Origin of the sequence: Kribbella sp. CA-245084 (genome assembly GCF_050942355.1) — a bacterium.
GTDB lineage: Bacteria > Actinomycetota > Actinomycetes > Propionibacteriales > Kribbellaceae > Kribbella.
On the sequence record NZ_CP192053.1, the window covers coordinates 839,916 to 853,733 of the forward strand.

Below are 13,818 nucleotides of genomic sequence, written 5' to 3' on the forward strand. Positions count from 1 at the left end.
GGGGCCTAGCCACGCCAGTACGTCGGCGGGTCCCGTCGCGGATCGACGATGTCGTATCTGCGCTTGCTGGGATCGATCCCGGTGATGTGGACCAACCGTTGCCCATCGGCCGCAATGAGTTCGGCCATCACGGGAACGATGGCCGCCAGGACGGACCCCATGGCGATGGACAGCCCCAGCAGGCCGACATGGCGTTGCTTGAACGCGACACGATGGAGGCCCGACTTGCGAACCATGGTCACATGAGGCGGGTCGCTCAGCTGGTTGCGGTCCTTGGTTACCAGTGCGTCGTACCGACGTTTCTTAGCGTCTGCATACACTGCAGAGTCCGCCTTGCCGGACCACCCACGCAGCCCGGTCACGTGGTCGATCTGATGACTCGGCAGCACGTGCTTCATCGGCTCGATCAGCTGTACGGGCGTGTCCTCGTCGAGCAGAATCCGCATCAGGCCGCCTGCGGCCTTCGGGGGTCCAGGATCGATCGATGGAAGTCGAGGGCGTCGAGCGCTGCGGCTGCGGCGACGTTGGGGTAATAGTTCTTGATGTTCTCAGCCGGTACGTCGTGCATGAGGGACGCGACGTCGTCGAACGGAACGCGTGTGCCAGCGATCACCGGATGACCGCCCTGGATCGCCGGGTCCACGACCAGACCAGGGCGAGGCCGCTTGAAGTCCGGCACCTCGACACCGTTACTCGTTACGAACGGACGGAAGACATCCGCCAAAGCCGCGATGATGTGCTGCCCCGGCCGCCTCAGCAAATCAGTCATCTCGTCACCCTGGACGAGCGCCACCGTGTCGCCATCCGTGACAAGTCGGTAGGTCGCGAGGTGTTTGGTCTCGCCGAGATCCCTCAGCCGGCCAACGGCTTTGCGGATGCCCTGCAGAGGCAGCTCATCGCGCAGACGAACAAAGGTCCGCAGAGCAATGAGGTCCCGATATGAGTACAAGATCGGCCGCTGTCGGGAGATCTCCGGCACCAATAGAGGATCAGACGGGGATCGCCAATGCGACAGTTGGCGCTCGCTCGCGCCCGTGAGTGCAGCAGCTAGTTGAGGCGAGAACGCCATTCCGCGCCACCCCCTGAAAGTGCGGTTACTTCACCTTACGAGACCGCCCGGCCGCCATCCGGTACATCGGACGGAGGCATACTCATCGTTACTGAGATCGGACGCTATGCATAGGGTGTGAGCGTCGATAACCGGACCAGCCCTCTCCGCGCAGAGACCTCGTGACCGAGTTCGAAGAGAGGCTGCACGGCGTCTGAGCGTCGACCGAGAACGCTAAGCGCGTATACACCTTCACGAACCCATTTCGGCACACGACACGCCGGTATCGGTGCAGATGCGTTGTGTGCGGGTGTCGCGCGCCTACCGTCGCGCTCATGAACAACGCCAAAGCACTGCAGAAGGCAGCGCAGATGATCGACTCTGCGACGACCGAGGTCAGCAGCATCTTGAGCAAGCTTCACGACGATGTGCGCTTGCTGCTGGACGAAGGCGCCCAGACAGACGAGCAGCGAGTCTGGGCCGTCTACGAGCAAGTCCAGGCGAGCGGCCAGCCGGTGATCAACGTGGCTCAGTTCGCCCGCGACCACTTCCCCAAGCTCTCGGTTCGCCGGGTCCAGCAGTACGTGGCGAGCTTCAACAGGCTGCAGCAATACCACGGCGAGCCACAACCCCAGCCCTGACCTCTGCGGGGTCCCAGACGGCCGGACCTAACCGCGACGGATGATGCTCGACCGGCCGACACCTCCCACCGCACTACTGCCGCCGCGTAGGAGTCTCTGCGATCGTTGCTCACATGACCGCCAACGACAGCACGGACGATGGCCGACCCACAATCCCCGAACTAGCGAGACTTCTCAGAATCACTGAGGACGAAGCCGCTCAAGTGCGGGTCGATGCCGATCGGGACGATGCGCTCAAGGCCGAGCTCATCGAGCTCGCGGCGCAGGTCGGATTCGAGCACGGCTGGATCGAAGCGTCCGGCGATTGGGTGAGCGTGCCGAAGGCGTCACTACTGGCCTTGCTGCGCCGAGTGCGTGACATGGAGGCTGCAGCCGACAGCAGCGAGCACAGCGCCGATCCTGTCGGCTGATGGACCCACTGGCGAGGCATTTGCAACGGCCTCCCGACCGGCATCGAGACTCACACTGCCGCAGGCGTGACCGACTGAGCGCAGCTAGAGGTGTGTGCTAGTTCACAACCGTGCTCCGACGACCACGGCAACAAGACCATCTACGCCAAAGCCCCCGCCGGCGCCGTCATCCGCCACGACGCGACCATCGCGGCCATCGCCGAAGCGCTCAAAACTTTCGGCGACACCCGCCGCCTCCAGCACCGCCGCGCGGACGCGATCAGCATCATCGCCGACCCCCGCTTCACCCAAGAACTCCTCACCCAAGCCCACAACCGCCCCACGCCAAGCACCTCATCGGCCGACACGTCGAGCCCGGCTCCAAGCCCCGGCCGGCAACCGGCGAAGGCGAGCCCTGAAGCAGCCCCTGGCTCGCGTTGCGTGGAAGCAGCCTCGCAGTCAGCCGTTAGCACGCGTCCGGCGGCGACCGGCTGCAGCGCGTCCAGCCCACGCAAGCGCTCCAACGACACGCCGAGTACGCCGGCAGAGCCGACACGCGGTGAGGCTGCGACGCTCCCAGCAAGCTCCGCAAGCCCGTCGTACGACAGCCCGCGCGACCGCTCGAACCGCACACCGTGTACGTCTGCAGACCCGGCTCGCGGCGACGCGTTCGGCCTGCGCGGCCGGTCGAACGACACACCACGTACGTGCGCAGACCCGGATCTTGGCACCAACCCGGTGCGCGCCGAGAATCCGCCGTACGAACGCCCGGATGCCGGCGACGCCCACCTGGCCAGTTCCCTCGCTGATGCCCTCCCTGGTCCCATGGCTGAGCCCGTCGAGTTGCGCGAGCCGCCATTGGCCGAAGGCGAGGGGCCCTACGATCCCGATCCGCCAAGTGACCCGTTCGACAACCGAGCACCGGCATACGTTCCCGGTCCACGCAGCCAACCCGACCACGGCATACCCATGGACACCGCCGCCCAACGGGCCCTCGACGCACGCCTCGCGCAGATCAAACGCGACGCCTACACGAACTCCATCAACGCGGCGGACTCCGGGAGCGCGGGTGCGCAAGTGCGCCCTGGGCAGACCGACGTCTTCGTGCACCTCACCGACCTCACCCTCGCCACCCGGACCGGTGTGCTCCGCGCCGAAGGCATCGGCCCGCTGCTGGCCGACCAACTCACCGAACTCGTGGGCCACGGGCCGTACACAGTGAAGCCCGTGATCGACCTCAACGATGCCGTGAGCGTGGACGCCTACGAAATCCCCACCCGGATCCGCGAACGGGTGCGGCTCACCTACCCGGTCGAGCTCTTCCCCTATGGCACCCGCGAGACTCACGGCGCCATCGACCTCGACCACATCCAGCCCTACGACCCGCACGGCCCCGCCGGCCAGACCAGCACCACCAACCTCGCACCGCTCAGCCGATTCGCCCACCGGGTGAAGACCCACGCCCACGGCTGGAACGTCGACCGCGTCGACCACAAAACACTCGAATGGACCACGCCACACGGGTTCACGTTCCAGGTCGACCCCACCGGAACCCACCGCGTCCCCAACCCCACACCAGACAACTGATCCAGGACTAGCGAGAAGACCCACCGGAGAACCCTCGGCTGACCACTCAAGCCAACAACCACCAGATCTCTTCTTCGAGGGTTATTCAGAGTGGTGGTTGGCTTCGGTGGTCGGGCCGGGACCATGGTCGGTTCGCGTGCAGGCGACCTTCGGACGTCACAACACACCTTGGCCCATCACGGGTGAGGGATTTGGAGCTTCCACATCCAAGGGTTGCCGCCTTGCGGCTGATCACCCAAGCCAGCCGCCACTCCAACTCTGAGGGTTATTCAGAAGTCACCTGCCGAGCCGATGGAACTCGAGGAGGCTCGTGATGCAGATGATGGTGGGTAGTTCGGTGAGTGGACCGCGGTAGCCAGTGGCGAGGATTTCTAGTTTCCTGAGGTGGCCGATGGCGCGTTCGACTGTGGACCGTCTGGTGGAAATGATCCGGTGACGGTTTGTTCGTAGCCGGTGAGGTCGCGGTTGTACCGAGATAGGCTGCATCGGCGTACCAGGGATAATCGTTCAGGACAGGTTCCCAGCCGCATTCGGTGACCGCGCGCCGGTCGTGGGCGGCCGCCGGTGACTGGAGTGGATACGCCGAGCAGGGTTCCGTCGACGAGCTCCTCGCGGGTGGCGAACGCGCTGGTCAACTCCGGTTCGTGCAGCCGCGCGCGACAAACTTCCGGTCGATCACCTAAACCGGCCACCACTCTAAATCTCTTCTCTTCTTTTACTCTTGTTCTTTAATCTCTTCCCTGAAACCTCGGCCGAGACTTCTGAATAGCCTCTCTTTTAGGTTTCTTCTTCTTGGGTTTTCAGTTGCTGGGATTCAAGGGGCGCCCGCAGTGGGGCCAACTAGGGTGGTGGGTATGGAGATTGAAGGGCTGTGGGAGCCGGAGCCGGGCTGGTTGAACACTGCGTCGTATGGGTTGCCGCCGAAGCCCGCCTGGGAGGCGTTGCAGGCGGCGCTGGGGGACTGGCGGGTGGGCAGGACGAGCTGGGAGCCGTGGGACGAGTCGACCACCCGGGCGCGGGAGTCGTTCGCTCGGCTGATCGGGGCGGACGCTGCGGACGTGTTCGTCGGTAGCACGGTGTCGGCGGCGATCGTGCCGATCGCGGCGGCGTTGCCGGACGGCGCGAAGGTGCTGACCGACGACGTCGAGTTCACGTCGAACGTGTTTCCGTGGCAGGTGCACGCGGACCGCGGTGTCGAGGTGATCGCCGTACCGGGTTCCGAGTTGGCGGCGGCGATCAAGCCGGGGATCGACGTGGTGGCTGTGAGCGCGGTGCAGTCGTCCACCGGCGTCGTGCTCGATCTGCCGGGCGTTATTGCTGCCAGCAAGGAGATCGGCGCATTGCTGGTGATCGACGCGTCGCAGGCGGTCGGCTGGCTGCCGATGCGGATCGACGGCATCGACGCGTTGATTGCCCACAGCTACAAGTGGCTGATGTCGCCACGCGGCGCAACGCTCGGTTACCTGTCGCAGCGTCTCCAGGAGCGTTGCCGCCCGTCGGCCGCCGGATGGTACGCCGCCCGCGACGTCCACGCTTCGTACTACGGACCCGTGATGGAGCTCGATCCCGGCGCACGACGGTTCGACCAGTCGCCGGCCTGGTTCAGTTTCGTCGGCGCGGCGCCGGCCCTCGAGCTGATCGAGCAGATCGGCGTCGACACGATCAACCGCCACAACCTCGATCTCGCGAACGCATTCCGCGCCGGCCTCGGCCTGGAACCGTCGAACAGCGCGATCGTCAGCACGAGCCTCCCCGGAGCGCAGGAGGCCTTCGCGGGCGCGGGCATCCGGGCCGCCGTACGGGACGGGAAGCTGCGCGCGTCGTTCCACATCTACTCGACGGATGACGACGTACAGCAGGCTCTCGAGGCGCTCAAACCCCTGCTCTGAGAGCTGGTTGCGGAGTTAGGGTGCCCCATGCGTGGATTGAGTATCGGGCAGGTGGCGGAGCGGACCGGGTTGAGTGTGCACGCCCTCCGGTTCTACGAGCGTGAGGGTCTGCTCGCAGATCCGGTACGGCGTGAGTCGAACGGCCGGCGTGTGTATACCGAGGACGATGTCGACTGGCTGGACATGTGCATCAAGTTCCGCTCGTCCGGGATGCCGCTCGACACGATCCGCAAGTACACCGAACTGGTGCGGCAGGGCCCCGGCAACGAGCAGGACCGGCTGGCCCTGCTCCGCAGCCATCAGGATCACGTCACGTCCCAGATCCAGGACCTCACCGAGTGCCTGAACGTCATCAGCCACAAGGTCGGCGTCTACCAGGAGCACCTCGAAGCCGGGACGGCCGAGTGCCTGTGGGTCGGCCCGTCCCAGTCCAGCACTAGCGAGGCTTCCTGAGCGTTGACTCCATGGCGGTGAGGGTCGATCGCATGTTCGCCGCCAGTTGACCGAGCCGGCGCTGGATGACCTCCGCGGCGCGATCCGGGTCCTGAGCCGCGCCCCACCGCAGGCCGCTGTTGCCGGGGCCGTGGGTGAAGGACTGGCGGACGAGCGTCTCCGCGCCGTGGTCCTCCAGCTCGTACTCCCAGTGCGCGAACGGCACGTCGTCGTCGCCATACACGTCCCAACCGAAGCGGTACGGCGCCTCGGCGACGGTAACCGTGCAGGTCACGTGCGTCTCGAAGCCGTCCTTGAAGCGGTTGCCCGCCTCGAAGCGCGCGCCCTTCTCGATCCGCTCATCGAGCCAGGTGCCGTAGTAGCACTCCGGGCTCCACTCGCCGTACCGCTCGATCGCCGTGATGCCGGACCACAGTTCCTGGATCGGCAGCTTGATCATTACCTCGACGCCGGTGGTCGAGCCGGTCACTCCGTAGTCTTTCATGCCCGGTACGTCGGACGTCCATCGCCGGCCTCGACATTTAGGTGATTCCCGGATCGAGGGGGAGGAGCCGGGCCGCGATCGCCTCCGACGGACCGGGCGCAACGACGGCCAGCGCATCGGCGACAGCAGGACCGCGGAGCATGGCCGCTCCGCCATGTCCGATTGGTACGGCGCCATGTGCGGTGAGCCGGACCGGGACGAGCCGGGTGCTGGTCGGGTGACACCTGACACCGCCGGGTACGGCGATGTGGCCGAGCTCGGGGAGCCGGAGGCCGCGCATGCGCGTGATGGCCGCGACGCCGAGCGTCAGGAACGCGACGAGGGCGGCGAACGGATTGCCGGGCAACCCGAGCACGAGTCGTCCGTCGGTCAACCGCGCCAAGGCTTGGGGATGACCGGGGCGGCATGCGACACCGTCCACGACGAACTCCGCACCGAGGGAGGAGAGCGCTGGCCGCAGATGATCGGCGGGTCCCGCCGCCGATGAGCCGGAGACCAGGATCAGGTTCGCTTGAGTCTCGCCGAGCGCGCGGGTGAGCTCGTCCAGCGAGTCCCGCAGATGCGTCACCGGGGACAGCGGCGCGCCGGTCCGCTGCTCGTGGCCGGACGAGCGGCCGGGGGCGACCAGCTGCGCGCCCGCGCGCAGGATCAGGCCCGGGAGCATGGGCCCGATCGCGTCGCGTACGCGCCCGGGTCCGGACGGTCCGCGGTGGACCAGTTCGTCGCCCGTCACGAGCGCGGCGACCGTCGGCTGGGGGATGACAGTCAGCCGGTTGAGCCCGACGGTCGCGGCCAGCCCGAGCACGGCTGGGCCGACAACCACGCCGGCGGGCAACAATTGGTCGCCGGGCCTGCACTCCTCACCTGCTCGCCGGATGTGGCGGCCGTCCTCGGCCGGTCCATCCAGCCGATCGCCGGTCACAACCGCGTCTTCGTAGCGCAGCACAGAGGTCGTGCCGCTCGGTATCGCCGCTCCCGTGACGATCCCGGTCGCTTGCCCGTCCGCCAGCGTGCCCGGATCCGCCGCGCCGGCCTCCACATGTCCGTTCAGCTGCCAAGGACCGGGCCCACGTACGGCGTACCCGTCCATGGCGGCCCGATCGACCGGAGGGACCGCGCCCGGCGACACCAACGGCGTACCCAGAACGCATCCGTCAGCCTCGGCCAGCCCGCGCGAAACTGCCTTCCCTGGTCGCGCCGCGGCGTGAGCCAGTACCCGGGCCAGATCCCAGGCCACGGCTGCTCGCCGGGCTCGAAGACCGCGGCCCTCGTCCTCCACACGACTACCCTCTCCAACCCACACCCGGTTGTCGAACGGATCCGGCCCGCCGGACTGTGTGGGATGGGTCACCGAGCGGCCTGGAGGCGGCGGGCAGCCAGCACTGCAGCGGGGGAGAGATCGGTCGCGCCGGACTCGGCGTGCGTGATCAGCGCCTGCTTCATCCGCGGGTCCCAGGTCGCCTTCACATGGTTGGCGATCACGGTCGCCGCGTCCTCGGGGGAGCGGTGGGCGAACTGGGCCGCGATCTCGTTCGCCAACCGCACGTACGGCGGCACGCCGCCACTCATCGGTTGCCTCCTGCAACGACTGTCTCGCGGACAGCGGTGACCGGCGCCACGATGAGATCCACCTGCACCGCGGTGACCTTGTACTCCGGGCAGTTGGTGGCCCAGTCCGAGTTGTCCGTGGTGACGACGTTCGCCCCGCTGACCGGGTGATGGAACGTCGTGTAGCAGACGCCGACGGGCATCCGGTCCGAGATCTTCGCCCGCAGCTCCGTCCGCCCGACGCGACTCGACAGTGCGACCAGGTCGCCGTCCGTCACACCGCGCACCTCGGCATCGTGCGGATGGATCTCCAGCACGTCCTCGGCATGCCACGCGACGTTCGCCGTACGACGGGTCTGCGCGCCGACGTTGTACTGCGAGAGGATCCGCCCGGTCGTCAGGATCAGCGGGAACTTCCGGGTCGAACGCTCCGACGTCGGCACGTACATGGTCTCCATGAACCGGCCCTTACCGCGGGTGAATTCGTCGGAGTGCATGATCGGCGTACCGTCCGGGTGCTCGACGTTGCACGGCCACTGGATCGACCCGAGCTCGTCGAGCTTCGCGAACGAGACCCCCATGAACGTCGGTGTCGTCAGCGCGATCTCGTCCATGATCTGTGCGGCCGAGTCGTAGTGCATCGGGTAGCCCATCGCCTGCGCGATCTCGCAGATGATCTCCCACTCCTGCTTCCCGGTCCGCGGCGCCATGATCGGCCGCACCCGGTTGATCCGCCGCTCGGCGTTCGTGAACGTCCCGTCCTTCTCCAGGAACGATGTCCCCGGTAACAGAACGTGCGCGAACTTCGCGGTCTCGTTGACGAAAAGATCCTGTACCACCAGGAGATCCAGCGCACCCAACGCCGTGAAGACGTGCTGGGTGTTCGGGTCGGACTGCGCGATGTCCTCGCCCTGCACGAACAGCGCCTTGAACGATCCGTCGATCGCGGCGTCGAACATGTTCGGGATCCGCAGCCCGGGCTCGTTGAGGATCGGCGTACCCCAGAGGTGCTCGTAGATCCCGCGGACGTCGTCGTCGGACACGTGCCGGTACCCGGGGAGCTCGTGCGGGAACGAACCCATGTCGCACGAACCCTGCACGTTGTTCTGACCGCGCATCGGGTTCACGCCGACGCCGGCGCGGCCGATGTTTCCGGTCGCCATCGCGAGGTTGGCCATCCCCATGACCATGGTCGAGCCCTGGCTGTGCTCGGTGACGCCGAGACCGTAGTAGATGGCCGCGTTCCCGCCGGTCGCGTACAACCGCGCCGCGGCCCGGATTTCCTCAGCCGGTACGCCGCAGATCTCAGCGACTGCCTCGGGACTGTGCTCGGGCTGCGCGATGAACGCCTCCCAGGTCTCGAAGTCCTCGCAGCGGCTCGTGACGAAGTCCCGATCCACGAGTCCTTCGGTGACGATGACGTGAGCGAGCGCGTTGATGATCGCGACGTTCGTCCCCGGCCTCAGCTCGAGGTGGTGCGCCGCCTCGACATGCGGCGAGCGGACCAGGTCGATCCGCCGCGGGTCGATCACGATCAGCTTCGCGCCCTGGCGGATCCGCTGCTTCATCCGCGACCCGAACACCGGGTGCGCGTCGGTCGGGTTCGAACCGATCACGAGGATCACGTCGGACTCATCGACCGACCGGAAGTCCTGCGTGCCGGCGGATTCGCCGAACGTCTGCTTAAGCCCGTATCCGGTCGGCGAGTGGCAGACCCGCGCGCAGGTGTCGACGTTGTTGTTGCCGAAGACGGCTCGCACCATCTTCTGGACGGCGTACACCTCTTCGTTGGTCGTCCGCGACGATGTGATCGCACCGATGGAACCCTGTCCGTGCTCTGCCTGGATCTCCCGCAGCCGGCGCGCGGTGAACGTGATCGCCTCCTCCCAGGAGACGGTCCGCCACTCGTCGGCGATCGTGTCGCGGACCATCGGCTCCATGACCCGGTCCGGGTGACTCGCGTATCCGAAGGCGAAACGGCCCTTCACGCACGAGTGGCCCTCGTTCGCGCCGCCGTTCTTGTACGGGACCATCCGGACCAGCTCGTCACCGCGCAGCTCGGCCTTGAAGGAGCAGCCCACGCCGCAGTACGCGCAGGTCGTCAGGACGGTCCGCGTCGGCATGCCGAGCTCGACGACCGACTTCTCCTGCAGCGTCGCGGTCGGGCACGCCTGTACGCACGCGCCACACGACACACAGTCCGATTCGAAGAACGGCACCCCGGCACCGGCCGCGACCTTGGAATCAAACCCACGCCCCTCGATCGTCAGAGCCAGAGTCCCTTGTACTTCGTCGCACGCGCGGACGCAGCGCGAACAGGCGATGCACTTGGACGCCTCGAAGTCGAAGTACGGGTTGGAGGCGTCGGTCTTGAGATCCATGTGGTTGGCGCCGGCTTCGACGCCCGAGCCGTAGCGGACCTCGCGCAGACCAGTGACGCCGGCCATGTCCTGCAGTTCGCAGTCGCCGTTGGCCGAACAGGTCAGGCAGTCGAGCGGGTGGTCGGAGATGTACAGCTCCATCACGCCGCGGCGCAGCTTGCCGAGCCGCTCGTTCTGGGTACGGACGTTCATGCCGTCGCGGACCGGCGTCGTACAAGAGGCTGGAGTGCCTTTGACCCCGTCGATCTCGACGACGCAGAGCCGGCACGACCCGAACGCTTCCAGGTTGTCGGTCGCGCACAACTTCGGTACGTTGACGCCGGCTTCCTTCGCGGCGCGCATGACCGACGTACCGGGTGGAACCTTGACCGGCACGCCGTCGACGGTCAGCTCGATCGTTGCTTCGCCCGGGCGGGCCGGAGTACCGAAGTCTGGTTCCTTGAGCAAGCTCATGCGGTGAAGTCCTCTCCGAAGTGGCGGACGGCGCTGCGTACGGGCATCGGGGTCAGGCCGCCCATGGCGCAGAGCGAGCCGTCGGTCATCAGTTCGCACAGGTCCTCGAGGACGACGAGGTTCTTGTCGCGTTCGGTGCCTGCCACGATGCGGTCGATGGTCTCGACGCCGCGGACCGCGCCGACCCGGCACGGCGTGCACTTGCCGCACGACTCGGCCGCGCAGAACTCGAATGCGAACCGTGCCATCGCGGCCATGTCCACGGTGTCGTCGAAGACCACGATCCCGCCGTGCCCGACCATCGCGCCGGCTTGTGCGAACGCCTCGTAGTCCATGGGGAGTTCGAACTGCTCGACCGGGAGATAGGCGCCGAGCGGGCCGCCGACCTGGACGGCTCGCGTCGGCCGTCCGCTGGCTGTTCCGCCGCCGAAGTCGTTCACGAGTTCGCCGAGGGTGATGCCGAACGCGGTCTCGACGATTCCGCCGCGAGCGACGTTCCCGCCGAGCTGGAAGACGCTGGTACCGCGCGAGCGGCCCGAGCCGTAGTCGGCGTACGTCTTCGCTCCGTGCGCGAGGATCGTCGGGACTGTTGCCAAGGACAACACGTTGTTGACCACGGTCGGCCGGCCGAAAAGCCCTTCCAGTGCAGGGATCGGGGGCTTGGCGCGGACCATGCCGCGTTTGCCCTCCAGGCTCTCGAGCATCGAGGTCTCTTCGCCGCAGATGTACGCACCCGCGCCGACCCGGACATGCAGGTCGAAGCCGAACCCTGAGCCGTGAATGTCCGGCCCCAACCAGCCTGCCCGGTGCGCCCGCTCGATCGCTGCCTTGAGAGTCGCGACCGCATCCGGGTACTCCGAACGCAGGTAGACGTACCCTTCCGTCGCGCCGACCGCGTACGCCGCGATCGTCATCCCCTCGATCAACGTGAACGGATCGCCCTCGATCAGCATCCGATCCGCGAACGTGCCGGAATCCCCTTCGTCCGCGTTACAACACACGAACTTGAGATCCGACTCGGCGCCGAGCACGGTCCGCCATTTGATCCCGGTCGGAAACCCCGCGCCGCCACGTCCGCGCAACCCCGACTCGACAACGGCCTCGACCACGTCGGCCGGCGTCATCGCGAGTGCTTTCCGCAGCCCGCTCATCCCGCCATGCGCTTCGTAGTCCTCGGCCGACAGCGGATCGATGACGCCGACCCGCTTGAACGTCAACCGCTCCTGCCGCCGCATCCACGGCAGTTCCTCCACCAGCCCAAGACTCTCGCCTTCGCCGGCGAGCATCCCGGCGGCGATCAGCCCGTCCACATCCTCCGGAGCAACTGCGCCGTACCCGACCCGCCCGGCGGCCGTCTCCACCTCAACCAACGGCTCGAGCCACAACATCCCGCGAGACCCGGTCCGCACGACCTCGACGTCGCGGTCCTGGGTTTGTGCTGCGATCCGCTCAGCTACCTCATCCGCTCCCACCGAGCGGGCCGCCGAGTCACGCGGTACGTAGACCCTCATCGCGTTTCCCCCAGCAGCGCGTCCAGCCGAGCCGGCGTGACCCGCCCGTGCAATTTCTCGCCGACCTGCACCGTCGGCCCCAGCGCACAATTCCCGAAGCAGAACACCTCGTCGAGCGTCACCCGCCCGTCGTACGTCGTCTCGCCGAACTCGCACCCGACAGCACGCTTCGCATGCTCGGCCAGCGGTACGGCGCCAACAGCCCGGCACGCCTCCGCCTGACAGATCGCCACCGTCGTCCGTCCGGCCGCCGTACGCCGGAAGTCCTTGTAGAAGGTGACAACACCGTGCACCTCAGCGACAGCAAGGTTCAGCACGTCGGCGATCACCGCGACATCGTCCTGAGCGACGTACCCCAACTCCTCCTGCACCGCATGCAGGATCGGGATCAACGACCCCCGCAACCCCCGCAGCTCACCGGCGATCTCACGCACTCGCTGGGCACGCCCGGGAACCGGGACGGGGCCGGCGGCCACAACCTCACTCGTCATGTATACAACATTCCGTCGCCAACCCCACCCGGTCAAAGCAATGCTGCCTATCACCCGATAGGCAGCACCTATGAACTGCCGGCTCAGCTCAGCTGGTCGACCCAAGCACGCCGTTCGACGGCAGCACGGAACAGGTCCGCATGAAACGCCGCGCCGCGCTCGTCACCCTGGCCGTCGTTCCAGGACGCATTCATCAGCACCTTGAACCCGGCCCACCAGTAGACGGCTGCCTCGAGATTGCCGGCATCGCTCAGCCCGACTCGCTGGAGAAACTCCGCCCACCGCCGCTGCCGGAGAAAGCCCCAGATCTGGTACCCGACGTCCCGCATCGGATCGGAGAGATCGATGTGCTCCCAATCGATGAGGTACGGCCGGCCGGATGCGATGACGTAGTTGTTCCAATGCGGGTCCGGGTGGATCGGCCGCAGTGGAAGCCTGACGATCGTCTCGGACTGCTGTTGCCAGTGTCCGAACGCCGCTTGGAAGCTCGGGTCCTGCAGCGCCGCGGATCGGGGCGCTGGGGTGTCATCGAAGAATCTCGCCGCGTCGTCCACGCTCACTCGCCAGCGGCCGGGGACGGCGGCGAGCATCTGTCGGAGCGGTACGTCGTCCAGGTAGCACCGAACCATGTCGGCCCACTCCGCAACGTTGGACCCGAACCAGTCGTGGTCTGGATGAGGTCCGGTGACGACCTCCTGGACCATGTACGGCACGCCCTCGTGCTCGCCTGCTGTGATGACCTGGGGAGTCGCGCCGAGCTCGGACAGCCGCTTCATGATGTCGAGCGGTGTGTCGACGAGCTTCACCACGAGCGCAACCCGCCCCCGCTGCGCCATCCTCGTCGTGCCCAGGCTCCCCAGCGGCTCAGACACCTGCCAGTTGGAGGTGCCGAGATCCCGGCGGAGTACCTCGTGCACGTAGGTTGCCGACAGCGCGGGCATGC

15 protein-coding genes are annotated in these 13,818 nt (G+C 66.9%); 6 read left to right on the plus strand and 9 right to left on the minus strand.

All coding sequences use genetic code 11. The features are described 5' to 3' along the window. Window positions 1-5: 5 nt before the first annotated feature. Entirely contained in the window at window positions 6-446 is a 441-nt protein-coding gene (locus ACQPYH_RS04195) for a DUF5615 family PIN-like protein (RefSeq protein ID WP_432886804.1), read from the minus strand. Continuing rightward, on the minus strand, window positions 446-769 hold the full coding sequence (locus ACQPYH_RS04200) for a DUF433 domain-containing protein (protein ID WP_432886807.1): 324 nt from the start codon (window positions 767-769) through the stop codon (window positions 446-448). The genes ACQPYH_RS04195 and ACQPYH_RS04200 overlap by 1 nt, the downstream gene beginning before the upstream one ends. A 614-nt stretch (window positions 770-1,383) precedes the next feature. Between ACQPYH_RS04200 and ACQPYH_RS04205 the strand changes: the two genes are divergently transcribed. The 6 genes from ACQPYH_RS04205 (at window position 1,384) to ACQPYH_RS04230 (ending at window position 6,007) form a co-directional block, all read left to right on the plus strand. Next, window positions 1,384-1,689: a hypothetical protein gene (locus tag ACQPYH_RS04205; protein ID WP_432886810.1), complete on the plus strand. Its 306-nt coding sequence runs from the start codon at window positions 1,384-1,386 to the stop codon at window positions 1,687-1,689. A 113-nt stretch (window positions 1,690-1,802) separates the two neighbouring features. Next, a complete protein-coding gene (locus ACQPYH_RS04210; protein WP_432886813.1) occupies window positions 1,803-2,099 on the plus strand; it encodes a hypothetical protein in 297 nt (98 codons plus the stop codon). Between the two features lie 90 nt (window positions 2,100-2,189). Beyond that, a complete protein-coding gene (locus tag ACQPYH_RS04215) occupies window positions 2,190-3,665 on the plus strand; it encodes a hypothetical protein (protein ID WP_432886815.1) in 1,476 nt (491 codons plus the stop codon). 533 nt (window positions 3,666-4,198) lie between these two features. After that, complete coding sequence (locus ACQPYH_RS04220) at window positions 4,199-4,348, plus strand: hypothetical protein (RefSeq protein ID WP_432886818.1); 150 nt, start codon at window positions 4,199-4,201, stop codon at window positions 4,346-4,348. Between the two features lie 171 nt (window positions 4,349-4,519). Then, a complete protein-coding gene (locus ACQPYH_RS04225) occupies window positions 4,520-5,554 on the plus strand; it encodes an aminotransferase class V-fold PLP-dependent enzyme (RefSeq protein ID WP_432886821.1) in 1,035 nt (344 codons plus the stop codon). Between the two features lie 27 nt (window positions 5,555-5,581). Next, window positions 5,582-6,007 (plus strand): MerR family transcriptional regulator, encoded by a 426-nt coding sequence (locus ACQPYH_RS04230; RefSeq protein ID WP_432886824.1) that lies wholly within the window; start codon window positions 5,582-5,584, stop codon window positions 6,005-6,007. Here the strand turns inward: ACQPYH_RS04230 and ACQPYH_RS04235 are convergent. The 7 genes from ACQPYH_RS04235 to ACQPYH_RS04265 form a co-directional block, all read right to left on the minus strand. Then, complete coding sequence (locus tag ACQPYH_RS04235) at window positions 5,991-6,491, minus strand: SRPBCC family protein (RefSeq protein ID WP_432886827.1); 501 nt, start codon at window positions 6,489-6,491, stop codon at window positions 5,991-5,993. The genes ACQPYH_RS04230 and ACQPYH_RS04235 overlap by 17 nt on opposite strands. Before the next feature lie 37 nt (window positions 6,492-6,528). Further along, window positions 6,529-7,770 carry a molybdopterin molybdotransferase MoeA gene (locus ACQPYH_RS04240; protein ID WP_432886829.1) on the minus strand — a complete coding sequence of 414 codons (1,242 nt, stop codon included), beginning with the start codon at window positions 7,768-7,770 and terminating at the stop codon, window positions 6,529-6,531. Between the two features lie 68 nt (window positions 7,771-7,838). After that, window positions 7,839-8,060, minus strand: coding sequence for a formate dehydrogenase subunit delta (locus ACQPYH_RS04245; RefSeq protein WP_432886831.1), 222 nt, complete (start codon window positions 8,058-8,060; stop codon window positions 7,839-7,841). Beyond that, entirely contained in the window at window positions 8,057-10,873 is a 2,817-nt protein-coding gene (gene fdhF / locus ACQPYH_RS04250; RefSeq protein WP_432886833.1) for a formate dehydrogenase subunit alpha, read from the minus strand. The genes ACQPYH_RS04245 and fdhF overlap by 4 nt, the downstream gene beginning before the upstream one ends. Next, window positions 10,870-12,384, minus strand: a complete 1,515-nt coding sequence (locus ACQPYH_RS04255) for a formate dehydrogenase beta subunit (protein ID WP_432886836.1) — start codon at window positions 12,382-12,384, stop codon at window positions 10,870-10,872. Before ACQPYH_RS04255 ends, fdhF begins: the two co-directional genes overlap by 4 nt. Further along, on the minus strand, window positions 12,381-12,875 hold the full coding sequence (locus ACQPYH_RS04260; protein WP_432886839.1) for an NAD(P)H-dependent oxidoreductase subunit E: 495 nt from the start codon (window positions 12,873-12,875) through the stop codon (window positions 12,381-12,383). Before ACQPYH_RS04260 ends, ACQPYH_RS04255 begins: the two co-directional genes overlap by 4 nt. Before the next feature lie 83 nt (window positions 12,876-12,958). Beyond that, on the minus strand, window positions 12,959-13,816 hold the full coding sequence (locus ACQPYH_RS04265) for a phosphotransferase family protein (RefSeq protein ID WP_432886842.1): 858 nt from the start codon (window positions 13,814-13,816) through the stop codon (window positions 12,959-12,961). Between the last annotated feature and the right edge of the window lie 2 nt (window positions 13,817-13,818).

What these genes read in the sequence shown, in the direction of transcription:
- ACQPYH_RS04255 (WP_432886836.1), bottom strand. Translation starts at nt 12,384, where the DNA reads ATGAGGGTCTACGTACCGCGTGACTCGGCGGCCCGCTCGGTGGGAGCG.
- ACQPYH_RS04235 (WP_432886827.1), bottom strand. Translation starts at nt 6,491, where the DNA reads ATGAAAGACTACGGAGTGACCGGCTCGACCACCGGCGTCGAGGTAATG.
- ACQPYH_RS04200 (WP_432886807.1), bottom strand. Translation starts at nt 769, where the DNA reads ATGACTGATTTGCTGAGGCGGCCGGGGCAGCACATCATCGCGGCTTTG.
- ACQPYH_RS04210 (WP_432886813.1), top strand. Translation starts at nt 1,803, where the DNA reads ATGACCGCCAACGACAGCACGGACGATGGCCGACCCACAATCCCCGAA.
- ACQPYH_RS04260 (WP_432886839.1), bottom strand. Translation starts at nt 12,875, where the DNA reads ATGACGAGTGAGGTTGTGGCCGCCGGCCCCGTCCCGGTTCCCGGGCGT.
- ACQPYH_RS04195 (WP_432886804.1), bottom strand. Translation starts at nt 446, where the DNA reads ATGCGGATTCTGCTCGACGAGGACACGCCCGTACAGCTGATCGAGCCG.
- ACQPYH_RS04205 (WP_432886810.1), top strand. Translation starts at nt 1,384, where the DNA reads ATGAACAACGCCAAAGCACTGCAGAAGGCAGCGCAGATGATCGACTCT.
- ACQPYH_RS04230 (WP_432886824.1), top strand. Translation starts at nt 5,582, where the DNA reads ATGCGTGGATTGAGTATCGGGCAGGTGGCGGAGCGGACCGGGTTGAGT.
- ACQPYH_RS04265 (WP_432886842.1), bottom strand. Translation starts at nt 13,816, where the DNA reads ATGCCCGCGCTGTCGGCAACCTACGTGCACGAGGTACTCCGCCGGGAT.
- ACQPYH_RS04245 (WP_432886831.1), bottom strand. Translation starts at nt 8,060, where the DNA reads ATGAGTGGCGGCGTGCCGCCGTACGTGCGGTTGGCGAACGAGATCGCG.
- fdhF (WP_432886833.1), bottom strand. Translation starts at nt 10,873, where the DNA reads ATGAGCTTGCTCAAGGAACCAGACTTCGGTACTCCGGCCCGCCCGGGC.
- ACQPYH_RS04225 (WP_432886821.1), top strand. Translation starts at nt 4,520, where the DNA reads ATGGAGATTGAAGGGCTGTGGGAGCCGGAGCCGGGCTGGTTGAACACT.